The organism is Pseudomonas sp. BGI-2 (genome assembly GCF_004310295.1).
Taxonomy (GTDB): domain Bacteria; phylum Pseudomonadota; class Gammaproteobacteria; order Pseudomonadales; family Pseudomonadaceae; genus Aquipseudomonas.
This window is the reverse complement of record NZ_SISB01000003.1, coordinates 1-12,335: the sequence shown is the minus strand read 5'-3', so window position 1 is coordinate 12,335 and position 12,335 is coordinate 1. Positions and strand designations below refer to the sequence as shown.

Here is a 12,335-nt window from a genome sequence, read left to right as displayed (position 1 = left end):
CCCGTTCAGACAGACCGAGTTGTCTGGATTTACGACTGCTTCGCAGCCGAACGGGGATAAATCCCCTCGCCACAAATGACTGCCCGCGCTTAAGTGAACAGCATTACGCGTCACGGCGGGTCTTCGGTTTTCAGGCGTGGTTTCAGATCCCGGACTTGATCTTGGTCCAGGCCCGGGTCCGCGCGCGTTCGGCATCGCGTGGCAACGGTTGCAGGGTGTATAGCGTGCCCATGGCCGTTTCGGTCGGGTACAGGTTCGGGTTGTTGCGGATCGCCGGGTCGACCAATTCCGTGGCGTCCTTATTCGGGTTCGGGTAGCCGACGAAGTCGCTGACCGGCGCAATCACTTGCGGTTGCAACAGGTAGTTGATGAAGGTGTAGGCGTCTTCCGTGTTCTTCGCGCCTTTCGGAATTGCGAGCATGTCGAACCAGATCGGCGCGCCTTCTTTCGGCAGGCGCATGTCGACGATCACACCGTTCTTGGCTTCCTTGGCGCGGTTGGCGGCCTGGGAGAAGCTGCCGGAATAACCGACCGCGACGCAGATATCGCCGTTGGCAATGTCGGCCATGTATTTGGAGGAGTGAAAGTAGGTGATGTGCGGACGGATTTTCATCAGCAGCGCTTCAGCTTTTTCGTAATCCGCAGGCTTCTTGCTGTTGGGGTCCAGACCGAGGTATTGCAAGGCCAGCGGCAGGATCTCCGACGGCGAATCGAGCAGGGCGACGCCGCACTGCTTGAGCTTGCTGATGTTCTCTTCCTTGAAGATCAAATCCCAACTGTCCACCGGCGCGTTGTCGCCCAGCGCGGCTTTGACCTTGTCCGGGTTGAAGCCGATCAGGATGGTTCCGTACATGTACGGCACGGCGAATTTGTTGCCCGGATCGTTGCCTTCGAGCAGCTTCATCAGCTTCGGATCAAGGTGATTCCAGTTCGGCAGTTTGCTGCGGTCCAGCGGCTGGAACACGCCGGCCTCGATCTGTTTGGCGAGGAACACGTTGGAGGGCACCACCACGTCGTAGCCAGAGTTGCCGGTCAGCAGCTTGGCCTCGAGTGCTTCGTTGGTGTCGAAGATGTCGTAGACCAGTTTGGTCTGGGTGTTCTGTGCCTTGAAGTCTTCCAGCGCTTTGGGGGTGATGTAGTCGAACCAGTTGTAGACGCGCAACGTTCGCTCTTCAGCGTGGGCGGCGCCACCGAGCACCGTGGCGCATAGCGCCGGTGCAATAAAACGCTTTAGTCTGTTCATTGTTCTAATTCCTCATTGGGCGCTTTCAAAACCTTCGAGAACGTTCACGGCGTTGATGCCGATTTCTTCTACCGCGTAACCGCCTTCCATCACGAACAGCGTCGGTTTGCCGAGCTTCGCGATGCGCTCGCCCATGGCCAGGTAATCCGGGCTGTCGAGCTTGAACTGGGAGATGGGATCGTCCTTGAACGTATCCACGCCCAGGGAGACGACGATGATGTCGGCGCCGTACTGTTCGATCTCTTTGCAGGCTTGCTCCAGTGCGGCACTCCAACTGTCCCAGCCGCTGCCGGCCGGCAAAGGGTAGTTGAAGTTGAAGCCTTCGCCGGCCCCTTCGCCGAGCTCGTCTTCATAACCGAGGAAGAACGGGAACTCGGCTTCCGGATGGCCGTGGATCGAGGTGAACAGCACGTCGCTGCGTTCATAGAAAATCGACTGAGTGCCGTTACCGTGGTGGTAATCGACGTCGAGGATCGCGACCTTTTTGTGGCCCTGATCAAGGAACGCCTGAGCGGCAATGGCGGCATTATTGAGGTAGCAATAACCGCCCATCAAATCGCTGGCGGCGTGATGTCCCGGTGGCCGGCACAGCGCGAAGGCACTGCGGGCGCCGCGCTGGATCGCGGCTTGCGCGGTGAGGGCCACTTGCGCTGCGCTGTACGCCGCTTGCCAGGTGCCGGCGGTAATCGGTGCGCCGCCGTCGAAGCTGTAATAGCCGAGCTGGCCGTGCAGGCTGGTGGGGATGATCCGGCGCAGGGTGCGGGCCGGCCAGGTGTAGGGCAGCAAGTCGCCGTCGGTATTGAATTCGGTCCAGCGTGCCCAGGCGCCTATAAAGAAGTCGAGGTAGTCGCGGCTGTGGATGCGCGCGATCGGGTCCAGGCCAAAATCCTGGGGCGCTTCGACCGGGCCGAGATTCTGCTTTTGCACACGTTGCAACACATGGTCGGCTCGCGAGGGCATTTCGAAGCAGGGCATCAATTGCCCGTCCATCAATTCACAACGGCCGTGGTGCAGGTGGTGATCGTCCGAGTAGATCGTCAGCATTTCTTGTTCTCCGTAGGCTGATTCGGTTGAACACAGTCTTGCGGGAGGCGGCGTTTGGGAGAACGGCAGGAAAGGCCAAAAGGGGATCGATATGGCCAAAAGGTTTGACCGGAATTCGCCCTTTATTGGCGCGGGTTTGCCCAGGTGTTGGGCACCCACCCCTGTAGGAGCGAGCGGTGGGGGGTCAGGGCCGAAACTGGCTGGGCGTCACACCGCTCCAGCGCACAAACGCATGGCGGAAACTCGCGGTTTCGCTGAAGCCCAACGCTTCGGCGATCCGGTAAATCGGCAGATGATCCTCACAAAGCATCAGCTTGGCCTGCTCGAAGCGCAGTTCATCGAGCAATTCCTGATAGCTGCACCCCAGGTCCTTGAGATGGCGACGCAACGTCCGCGCCGAGCAGTTCATCTGTAACGCCAAACCGTCCAGCCCCGGCGCTGCATTCAGTTGCGCACGGAGTAACTCTCGAATCCGCCCCAACCACGCCTGACGCCCGGTAAATTCGGTGTTCTGCTTGCGGCAGCGTTCGACCATGGCCTGATGGGTGATGACATCGGCAAGCGGCAAGGGTTGGTCGAGCCAGCGCTTGTCGAAGGCAAAGGCGTTATCCCGCGCGTCGAAGTGCAATGGGCAGTTGAAGTGTTCGGCGTAGGTCGCCTGGTAGTCCGGCGCCGCATGTTCCAGACGCGCTGCGAGTAATGGCAGCGGGTGCCCGAGCAGGTCATCGCAAATGACTTTCAACGACACCAGACAGAACTCAGCGTTGAACACCGCCAGCGCCGGGTTCTCCCGGTAATCGGCAGCCACGAACCAGATGCGCTCGCCGTCATTTTCCAGACTCAACTCGAAAAGTGTTCCCAACAGCGCCGGATAACGCATCGCCAATCGCAAAGCGTCACCGAAGGTGGCACAGGTGAGCAATGCATAACCGAGCATTCCGTACGACGAAACGTGCATCCGACGCCCCAGTTCCAGGCCGATATCACGCTTGAGCGCGACCGCGTTGGCGCAGACCTGCATCTCCTGGTTGGTGGTGATGCGCGTGTCCGCCCGGCTCAGATCCGCCGCGCTGATGCCACTTCCCGCCAGCAGCGCTTCGCTCGACAAGCCTTCGGCCTTGAAGGTGTTGAGCACCAGGGAGACGGCGTTGAGGGTGGTGAGGTGGGAGTGGAGCATGGGATGTTCCAGCGGTTGGATGCTGGAACGGAGCAAGTTGTATGCCGCTTACAAGTCATATGTAGGAGCGAGGCTTGCCCGCGAAGCTTTTGGCGTTATCGAAAACGCCTTCGCGGGCAAGCCTCGCTCCTACAGGTCCTGCAGTGTGTCAGACCAGTTCGCCGCAGAGGTCGAGCTCGACCAGGCGCCGCACTTCAGTGGTGTCGAGTCCAGCCCCCAACAACCCATGCAACTTGCCGAACGCCGCCTCACGGGTCATGCCGCCACCCGAAAGCACGCCAGCACCACGCAACCGGCTGCCGGCCTCGTACACATCCAGCTCCACACCACCTTCATGGCACTGCGTAACCGCCACAACCACAACACCCTTGTCCCGTGCCCGTTCCAGGCTGGCGAGAAACTCAGGGTTGTCGCTGGGCCCGGTGCCGCTGCCGTAGCACTCGAGGACTAGGCCTTGAATGCCGCTGTTCAGCACGCCATCAAGTTGCTCGGCGCCGATGCCGGGGAACAACGGCAACACCGCGACTTTCGCCAGTTGCTTACTCTGGTTGTAATTCAATTGAGCTGGCAGCGAAGTGGCTTTCGCACCACCGCCCTGACGCTCCAGCCGCTTGAACGGATGACGACCGAAGCTACGAACTTTCGCGCAACGGGTCGGGTCCAGTAGTTCGCCGTGAAAGTACAGGTGCACGCCCGGCGCCAGGCCTTGGCCCAGAGCAACCAGCGCACCGCTGAGGTTTTCCCAGGCATCGCTGTCGGTCCCGCCGGCTGGCAGCATGGACCCGGTGAACACCACGCGGGCGTGCAGGCCGAGCAGTTGAAAACTCATGGCTGCCGCGCTGTAGGCGAGGGTGTCGGTGCCGTGCAGGATCAGCACGCTGTCGCAGCCCTGGACATCAACGGCGTCGACCACCGCCTCACGCAGTTGCTGCCAGTACGCCGGGCTCATGTTGGCGCTGTCGATCAGCGGCGACATTTCGCGAAAGCGCCACTGCGGCACAATGAGATCAGGTTGGCTGTGCAAATACTCGCGCATCCGCGCTTCGAAACCGGACGCCGGGGCCAGGCCGTGGGCGCTGGCTTGCATACCGATGGTGCCGCCGGTGTAGAGCACCATGACGTGCTGGGCGGCAGGATAGGTCGAGGAATTCATGGGGGTTCTCCGAGAACGATGACAGCGTGCGGTCGAGCATGACGCTGACCGCACGGTGTGTCACGTCGGGCGCAGGGGATGCGCCCGGTTTTTTACCGATCAGCGTTGCGCTGCGGGTACGCCTTGCGGTTCAGCTTCGGCCTTAGGGGCGACGGCTGGCGGATTGGCGGGCCAGGCTTTCAAGTCCAGGTCCAGATCCGGGAATTTGCTCGAATCGAACACTGGCGTCTTGATACCGGCCGCGCGCTGGTCATCGTAGTCACGCAGGATGCGCATGCCGACTTTGAACAGCAGGAACAGCGCGATCAGGTTCACGAACGCCAGCAGGGTCATGGTGATGTCAGCGAAGGCGAACACCGTACCCAGGTTCTCGATCGCACCCCAGTAGATCAACACCAGTACCAGTGCGCGGTAGCCGATCAGCGCCTTGCGGTTTTCACCGATCAGGAAGCGCAGGTTGCTCTCGCCCAGGTAGTAGTTGTAGAGGATCGAGGTGAACACGAACAACGACAGAGCCACGGAGATGAAACTGCGGCCCCAGTCACCGACTACGGCGGCCAGCGAGTTTTGGGTCAGGGCAATGCCGTCGCCTTCGAAGCCTGGTGTGTAGAAGCCCGAGAGCAGGATCAGCAACGCGGTGCAGGTGCAGATCACAAAGGTGTCGAGGAACACGCTGAACGCCTGAACCACGCCTTGTGCCACCGGGTGCTCGACCGAAGCCACGGCGGCTACGTTCGGCGCACTGCCAAGGCCCGCTTCGTTGGCGAACACGCCACGCTTCACGCCCATGACAATAGCGCTGCCGATCAGGCCACCAAAGGCTTGATCCAGACCGAAGGCGCTTTTGACGATGGTCATCAACATGCCCGGAACGTGGTCGAATTGCAGCACGATCACGTAGATGGTCACGCCGATGTACACCAGGGTTTTGACCGGCACTAACAGGTCAGCGACCTTGGCGATCCGCTTGATCCCGCCGATGAACACCAGACCCAGCAACACCGCCAACGCCAGCCCGGTGTAAGTAGGGTCGAGGTCGAAAGCGTTTTTCAGCGAATGGGTCACGGCGTGGGATTGCAGACCGTTAAAGGCGAAGCCGAAGGTGATCAGCAGCAGGAATGCCATGATCATGCCCAACCAGCGCTTCTGCAGACCGTGCTGGATGTAGTAGGACGGACCGCCACGGTAGGTGCCGTCGGCATCCGTACGTTTGTAGAGCTGGCCGAGGGAGCATTCGAAGAAGCTGCTGGACATGCCGACCAGCGCGGTCACCCACATCCAGAACACCGCCCCTGGGCCACCCAGGGTCACGGCGATGCCGACACCGGCGATGTTACCCGCGCCGACACGGCCGGCGAGGCTGAGCATCAAGGCCTGGAACGAACTGAGTTGCCCGGCACTGCTTTTCAGGCTGTCGCGGAACACCGCGAACATGTGGAAGAAGTGGCGCAATTGTACGAAACGCGAGCGGATCGTGAAGTAGCTACCGAGCCCGACAATGAGCACGATCAGTACTTTCCCTGAGAGGAAGTCGTTAATGACTTCGAGCATGGATTATTCCTCGCTGTTTTTTGTGTAGGCAAATGCTGGGCAGGTAGAAACATCGCGTTACACCGACGTGCGCGTGGCACAACAGTGAGGCGAGTGTTCGTCCCGGGCCCATATCGCAGGTTTGTTATTAGTTCGGGTTTCGCATGGGTTTGGGCCTCGTTACCGACGACCGCTCACGCGAAGAGGGGCGGCACTATACCTATGAGCGTGCCATCCGTCTGCACGGTTGTGGTGCAAGCGACGAAACGAAGCCTTTGAAACACCTGACTTTTTTGAAGTCAGGCTCGTGTGGGAGGGCGAGAGCCCCATTTCCACAGAAGTCTTTTTCCTGCCAATGAGTTAAAAAAAAGGGCTTGGGGAATAAATCCCCAAGCCCTCAAAAGGTGAGAGGTGTCTAGTCCCTCGACCTGGTGAGCGTGGCGCTTCGTGCTCTTCGTTAAAAGAGCAAGCGCCGGCGTTGCGTTCGGTTAAGCCTTCAGAGGCACCAGACGCGGAGCAATCATGTTTTCCGGGCGCAGAATGTCGGCGAGCATTTCGTCGTCGAGCAAGCCTTCTTCACGCACCAGTTCCAGCACGCCGCGGCCGCTTTCCAGCGCGATACGGGCGATGCGAGTGGCGTTTTCGTAGCCGATGTACGGGTTCAGCGCGGTGACCAGGCCAATCGAGTGTTCGACCAGTTCGCGGCAACGCTCTTCGTTGGCGGTGATGCCGACGATGCAGTGCTCGCGCAGCATGTCCATGGCGCGTTGCAGCAAGCGGATCGAGTCGAAGATCTTGAACGCGATCAGCGGCTCCATCACGTTCAGCTGCAATTGGCCGCCTTCGGCCGCGATGGTCAGCGCCAAGTCGTTGCCGATGATCTGGAACGCCACCTGATTGACCGCTTCCGGGATAACCGGGTTGACCTTGCCGGGCATGATCGAGCTGCCTGGCTGACGCGCCGGCAGGTTGATTTCGTTGATGCCGGTGCGTGGGCCGCTGGACAGCAGGCGCAGGTCGTTGCAGATTTTCGACAGCTTGACCGCGGTGCGCTTGAGCATGCCGGAGAACAGCACGAAGGCGCCCATGTCGGAGGTGGCTTCGATCAGGTCGGCGGCTGGAACCAGCGGTTGACCGCTGATCAGTGCCAGACGCTGAACGGCCAGGAGTTGGTAGCGTGGGTCGGCGTTGATGCCGGTGCCAATCGCGGTGCCGCCCAGGTTCACTTCGGTCAGCAGCTCAGGAGCCAGTGTCTTCAGACGCGCCAGGTCTTCGCCCAGCGTGGTGGCGAAGGCGCGGAATTCTTGACCCAGGGTCATCGGCACGGCGTCTTGCAGCTGGGTACGACCCATCTTCAATACGTGGCTGAACTCTACACCTTTGGCCGCGAACGACTGGATCAGGCTGTCGAGACTGGCCAGCAACGCATCGTGACCCAGCAGCAGACCCAGACGGATCGCGGTCGGGTAGGCGTCGTTGGTCGACTGCGCCATGTTCACGTCGTTGTTCGGGTGCAGGTATTGGTATTCGCCTTTCTGATGACCCATGGCCTCCAGTGCGATGTTGGCGATGACTTCGTTGGCATTCATGTTGGTCGAAGTGCCAGCGCCGCCTTGAATCATGTCCACCACGAACTCTTCGTGGAAATCGCCGCGGATCAAACGTGCACAGGCTTCGCTGATGGCAGCGTGCTTGGCTTCGCTCAGGTGACCCAGCTCGCGGTTGGCGTCAGCGGCGGCCTGCTTGACCATCGCCAGACCGACAACCAGCTTCGGGTAATGCGAAATCGGAACGCCGGAGAGACGGAAGTTGTTCACCGCTCGCAGGGTCTGGATGCCGTAATACGCTTGCGCAGGTACTTCGAGTACGCCAAGCAGGTCTTTTTCTATGCGGAAAGATGCAGCGGAGGACATGATAGAAATCATCTCGATATGGACCCGGTCTGTGCCGGAACACTGCAAATGCTAGGCTTGTGCAGAATTTTCGGCCAATGCTGTTAAACACTGGCCTATGCACATTCGGCATAATGCCCATGTGACGCCGCGTGTGCGGCGAGCGTGTGACCTAAATTGGTGCGTGTCCGGGAGGACGTGATGAATCTGGAAAGTAAATGGCTCGAGGACTTTAGCGCCTTGGCCGCCACCCGAAGCTTCTCCCAGGCTGCCGAACGACGGTTCGTAACGCAGCCAGCGTTCAGCCGCCGAATCCGCAGCCTGGAAGCGGCGCTGGGGCTGCAGCTGGTCAATCGCTCGCGCACGCCGATCGAGTTGACGGCGGCGGGGCAGCTGTTCCTGGTGACCGCGCGAACCGTGGTCGAACAGCTCGGCGAAGTGCTGCGCCACCTTCATCACCTGGAGGGCGGACAGGGCGAGGTGATGCAGGTTGCTGCCGCTCACTCGTTGGCATTGGGTTTCTTTCCACGGTGGATCGCGCAATTGCGTAATGAAGGCCTGAACATTGCCACGCGGTTGGTGGCAACTAACGTCGGCGACGCGGTGCATGCGCTGCGTGAAGGTGGTTGCGACTTGATGCTGGCCTTCTATGACCCGGACGCGGCATTGCAGATGGACCCGGAAATCTTCCCGTCGCTGCACCTCGGCCACACCGAGATGCTGCCGGTGTGCGCGGCGGATGCCGACGGCAAGCCGTTGTTCGACCTGGAGGGCGAAGGCAGTGTGCCGCTGCTCGCCTACAGCGCCGGTGCGTTTCTCGGACGTTCGGTGAACATGTTGCTGCGCCAGCGTGCGCTGCGATTCACCACCATCTATGAGACCGCCATGGCCGACAGCCTGAAAAGCATGGCGCTGGAGGGATTGGGAATTGCCTGGGTGCCGCAACTCAGCGTTCGCGCCGAACTGGCGCGCGGTGAACTGGTGGTCTGCGGCGGCCCGCAATGGCATGTGCCGCTGGAGATTCGCCTGTATCGCTGCGCGTTGGTGCGCAAGGCGAATGTGCGGTTGTTGTGGCGCAAGCTTGAAGGCGGCGCAGCCCAGGGCACAACCGGGCAATAAGGTTTTGTAGGAGCCAGGCTTGCCGGCGAAGGCGTCCGTAAGATCGCCTTCGCCGGCAAGCCTGGCTCCTACAGGTTAGGTCGATTTAAGATGTTTTTGCCTGACCTGCGAGTCAATAAAACCGGGACTTTGCGCCGTATGACAGATGGTCGTTTCGGGGGCTGTTTATCTGCTTCATTGAGGTATACTGCGCGGCCTTCGGCCGGTTCGACTGGCCATAATTCGTACAATCAAGCCACGCATTTGCGTGGCTTGTTGTTTTTTGACGCGCCTGCGGGCGCCCAGAGAGAAGAGGCACGACGATGAGTGCACTGGTTGGCGTGATCATGGGCTCCAAGTCCGATTGGTCCACCCTTAGCCACACCGCCGATATGCTGGAAAAGCTCGGCATTCCTTACGAGGTGAAAGTGGTCTCTGCCCACCGCACCCCGGACCTGCTGTTCCAGTACGCCGAAGAGGCCGAGGCGCGTGGCATCGAGGTGATCATCGCCGGTGCCGGTGGCGCAGCCCACTTGCCTGGCATGTGTGCGGCCAAGACCCACCTGCCGGTGCTGGGCGTTCCGGTGCAGTCGTCGATGCTGTCTGGCGTCGATTCGCTGCTCTCAATCGTGCAGATGCCAGCAGGCATCCCGGTTGCCACCCTGGCCATCGGCAAGGCCGGCGCGATCAACGCAGCGCTGCTCTCGGCGAGTATCCTCGGCGCCAAGCACCCGCAATTCCACGCGGTGCTGAAAAAATTCCGCGCTGAGCAGACAGACAGCGTCCTGGAAAATCCAGACCCACGCATCGCCTGAGGTTGTTGACGATGAAGATCGGTGTAATCGGTGGCGGCCAGTTGGGTCGCATGTTGGCGTTGGCGGGCACTCCGCTGGGCATGAACTTCGCTTTCCTGGACCCGGCGCCGGATGCTTGCGCAGCCGCACTGGGCGAACACCTGCGGGCCGATTACGGCGATCAGGATCACCTGCGTCAGTTGGCCGATGAAGTCGATCTGGTGACCTTCGAGTTCGAAAGCGTCCCGGCTGAAACCGTGGCGTTCCTGTCGCAATTCGTCCCGGTCTACCCAAGCGCCGAAGCCCTGCGCATCGCCCGTGATCGCTGGTTCGAGAAGAGCATGTTCAAGGACCTGGGGATTCCCACCCCGGCGTTCGCCGACATTCAATCGCAAGCCGATCTGGATGCCGCCGTCGCTTCTATCGGTCTGCCAGCCGTGCTGAAAACCCGCACTTTGGGTTACGACGGCAAGGGCCAGAAAGTCCTGCGCAAACCGGAAGATGTGGTCGGCACCTTCGCCGAACTGGGCAGCGTGGCCTGCCTGCTGGAAGGTTTCGTGCCGTTCACCGGTGAAGTTTCGTTGATCGCCGTGCGCGCTCGCGATGGCGAAACAAAGTTCTATCCGCTGGTTCACAACACCCACGACAGCGGCATCCTCAAGCTGTCCGTGGCCAGCACCGATCACCCGCTGCAAGCACTGGCCGAAGACTACGCCAGCCGCGTACTTAAACAGCTGAAATACGTCGGCGTGATGGCGTTTGAGTTCTTCGAAGTCGACGGTGGCCTCAAGGCCAACGAAATCGCCCCGCGTGTGCACAACTCCGGGCACTGGACCACCGAAGGCGCCGAATGCAGCCAGTTCGAAAACCACCTGCGGGCCGTTGCGGGCCTGCCGCTGGGCTCGACGGCCAAGGTCGGCGAGAGCGCAATGCTCAACTTCATCGGTAAAGTGCCGGAGACCGACAAAGTCCTGGCCATCGCCGATTGCCATTTGCACCACTATGGCAAGGCGTTCAAGGTCGGCCGCAAGGTCGGTCACGCCAACCTGCGCTGTGCTGACAAGGCCACGCTGGAGCAGCAGATCCTCAAGGTCGAAGCGCTCATCGCCGAATAAATAGTTTCATGTGGCAGCGGCGGAACCATTAAGGCTCGCCGTTCTCTCATGGCAGGATGCCAAAGTCTGACTAGGCTTGGGGCTAGGTATCCTGTCTCACCAATACTGTTCCTTTTTGACGGCGTCTGTTGCCGTCATGCTGCGTTGCCGCTCCTCGCCATAGCAGGCTATGACTCGTCGCGGCGCCTTGCCTGACGACAACAGCCACTCGCCAAAAGAGGAACGTATTGGTGAGACAGGACACACAAAACCATTCAGAGGGAAATGCCATGGGAATTATCGGAACCATCTTTATCGGCTTGATCGTCGGCCTGCTGGCTCGGTTCCTGAAACCGGGCGATGACAGCATGGGCTGGATCATGACCATCCTGCTCGGTATCGGCGGTTCGCTGGCGGCCACTTACGGCGGTCAGGCTCTGGGCATCTATCGCGCGGGCGAAGGTGCAGGCTTCATCGGTGCGCTGGTCGGCGCGGTGGTGTTGCTGGTGATCTACGGCTTGATCAGAAAGAACTGATTCAAGCGACAAAGTCCTCTCTGCGGCGCACGCGGGGAGGGCTAGAATGCTCGGCGTTATACAGTCCTTTCCTTACCGAGCAACTCCATGCGCCGTCTTTTTTTGACTCTCCTCCTTTTGGGCAGTGGTTTGGCCCATGCCGGCGAACTGCCGGAAACCGACTGGCTCGAACTGATGCCCAAGGCGGACCAGAAGGCCCTCGAGGCCATGCCCGAAATCGACCACAACTCCCCCGAAGCCACTGGCACCTTTACCGAAAAGGGTGGCATGAAGCAGAGCAAGGGCTTGCCGGCGGTGATGTATTCGACCAAAACCGTGCCGTCGATGAACGACAAGAACATCCGCATCGGTGGTTATCCGGTGCCGCTGGAGTCCGACGCCAAGGGCCGCAGCACACTGTTCTTCCTCGTACCGTACCCGGGCGCCTGCATCCACGTGCCGCCACCGCCGCCGAATCAGTTGGTGCTGGTGCGTTATCCGAAAGGTTTGAAGCTGGATGATATCTACACGCCGCTGTGGGTGACCGGCACGCTGAAGATCGAGAAGGTCAACAATGATTTGGCAGATGCGGCGTATGCGCTGGATGCGGCGAAGGTGCGGGTAGTCAAAGAGTCGGATTTGTAGGAGATCAAATGTGGGAGCGAGCTTGCTCGCGATATAGGTAGTCCGTTCCTTTCTCTTCCATACTGATATCGCTGGAAGTCAGTTGTCGGCGAGGAAGGAACATGCACCTGTGGGCTACGAATATGCTCGCGCAGCACTCGATGATTACGC

General features: G+C 60.3%; 11 protein-coding genes. 5 read left to right on the top strand and 6 right to left on the bottom strand.

The genetic code is table 11. The features are described 5' to 3' along the window. Positions 1 to 142: 142 nt before the first annotated feature. From EYC95_RS02560 to aspA, 6 genes are all read right to left on the bottom strand, one after another. Positions 143 to 1,243: a polyamine ABC transporter substrate-binding protein gene (locus tag EYC95_RS02560; protein WP_131058965.1), complete on the bottom strand. Its 1,101-nt coding sequence runs from the start codon at positions 1,241 to 1,243 to the stop codon at positions 143 to 145. 12 nt (positions 1,244 to 1,255) lie between these two features. Beyond that, complete coding sequence (locus tag EYC95_RS02555) at positions 1,256 to 2,287, bottom strand: histone deacetylase family protein (RefSeq protein WP_131058964.1); 1,032 nt, start codon at positions 2,285 to 2,287, stop codon at positions 1,256 to 1,258. 184 nt (positions 2,288 to 2,471) lie between these two features. After that, complete coding sequence (locus EYC95_RS02550) at positions 2,472 to 3,464, bottom strand: AraC family transcriptional regulator (RefSeq protein ID WP_131058963.1); 993 nt, start codon at positions 3,462 to 3,464, stop codon at positions 2,472 to 2,474. A 148-nt stretch (positions 3,465 to 3,612) separates the two neighbouring features. Next, a complete protein-coding gene (locus EYC95_RS02545) occupies positions 3,613 to 4,617 on the bottom strand; it encodes an asparaginase (protein WP_131058962.1) in 1,005 nt (334 codons plus the stop codon). A gap of 99 nt (positions 4,618 to 4,716) precedes the next feature. Then, positions 4,717 to 6,168: a sodium:alanine symporter family protein gene (locus EYC95_RS02540; RefSeq protein WP_131058961.1), complete on the bottom strand. Its 1,452-nt coding sequence runs from the start codon at positions 6,166 to 6,168 to the stop codon at positions 4,717 to 4,719. Between the two features lie 467 nt (positions 6,169 to 6,635). Continuing rightward, positions 6,636 to 8,060 (bottom strand): aspartate ammonia-lyase, encoded by a 1,425-nt coding sequence (aspA, locus tag EYC95_RS02535; RefSeq protein WP_131058960.1) that lies wholly within the window; start codon positions 8,058 to 8,060, stop codon positions 6,636 to 6,638. Positions 8,061 to 8,240: 180 nt separating this feature from the next. Between aspA and EYC95_RS02530 the strand changes: the two genes are divergently transcribed. From EYC95_RS02530 to EYC95_RS02505, 5 genes are all read left to right on the top strand, one after another. Further along, complete coding sequence (locus EYC95_RS02530; protein ID WP_131058959.1) at positions 8,241 to 9,158, top strand: LysR substrate-binding domain-containing protein; 918 nt, start codon at positions 8,241 to 8,243, stop codon at positions 9,156 to 9,158. A gap of 302 nt (positions 9,159 to 9,460) precedes the next feature. Further along, positions 9,461 to 9,952: a 5-(carboxyamino)imidazole ribonucleotide mutase gene (purE, locus tag EYC95_RS02525; RefSeq protein WP_008150032.1), complete on the top strand. Its 492-nt coding sequence runs from the start codon at positions 9,461 to 9,463 to the stop codon at positions 9,950 to 9,952. Positions 9,953 to 9,963: 11 nt separating this feature from the next. Continuing rightward, positions 9,964 to 11,046 carry a 5-(carboxyamino)imidazole ribonucleotide synthase gene (locus tag EYC95_RS02520; RefSeq protein WP_131058958.1) on the top strand — a complete coding sequence of 361 codons (1,083 nt, stop codon included), beginning with the start codon at positions 9,964 to 9,966 and terminating at the stop codon, positions 11,044 to 11,046. Between the two features lie 269 nt (positions 11,047 to 11,315). Then, positions 11,316 to 11,561: a GlsB/YeaQ/YmgE family stress response membrane protein gene (locus EYC95_RS02510; protein WP_131058957.1), complete on the top strand. Its 246-nt coding sequence runs from the start codon at positions 11,316 to 11,318 to the stop codon at positions 11,559 to 11,561. An 87-nt stretch (positions 11,562 to 11,648) separates the two neighbouring features. Continuing rightward, positions 11,649 to 12,185, top strand: a complete 537-nt coding sequence (locus EYC95_RS02505; protein ID WP_131058956.1) for a DUF3299 domain-containing protein — start codon at positions 11,649 to 11,651, stop codon at positions 12,183 to 12,185. The last annotated feature ends 150 nt before the right edge of the window (positions 12,186 to 12,335 follow it).

Bases quoted from the DNA above. Each gene is read 5' to 3' on its own strand.
- EYC95_RS02520 (WP_131058958.1), top strand. From the start codon at position 9,964: ATGAAGATCGGTGTAATCGGTGGCGGCCAGTTGGGTCGCATGTTGGCG.
- EYC95_RS02505 (WP_131058956.1), top strand. From the start codon at position 11,649: ATGCGCCGTCTTTTTTTGACTCTCCTCCTTTTGGGCAGTGGTTTGGCC.
- aspA (WP_131058960.1), bottom strand. From the start codon at position 8,060: ATGTCCTCCGCTGCATCTTTCCGCATAGAAAAAGACCTGCTTGGCGTA.
- EYC95_RS02530 (WP_131058959.1), top strand. From the start codon at position 8,241: ATGAATCTGGAAAGTAAATGGCTCGAGGACTTTAGCGCCTTGGCCGCC.
- EYC95_RS02545 (WP_131058962.1), bottom strand. From the start codon at position 4,617: ATGAATTCCTCGACCTATCCTGCCGCCCAGCACGTCATGGTGCTCTAC.
- EYC95_RS02560 (WP_131058965.1), bottom strand. From the start codon at position 1,243: ATGAACAGACTAAAGCGTTTTATTGCACCGGCGCTATGCGCCACGGTG.
- EYC95_RS02510 (WP_131058957.1), top strand. From the start codon at position 11,316: ATGGGAATTATCGGAACCATCTTTATCGGCTTGATCGTCGGCCTGCTG.
- EYC95_RS02540 (WP_131058961.1), bottom strand. From the start codon at position 6,168: ATGCTCGAAGTCATTAACGACTTCCTCTCAGGGAAAGTACTGATCGTG.
- EYC95_RS02550 (WP_131058963.1), bottom strand. From the start codon at position 3,464: ATGCTCCACTCCCACCTCACCACCCTCAACGCCGTCTCCCTGGTGCTC.
- EYC95_RS02555 (WP_131058964.1), bottom strand. From the start codon at position 2,287: ATGCTGACGATCTACTCGGACGATCACCACCTGCACCACGGCCGTTGT.
- purE (WP_008150032.1), top strand. From the start codon at position 9,461: ATGAGTGCACTGGTTGGCGTGATCATGGGCTCCAAGTCCGATTGGTCC.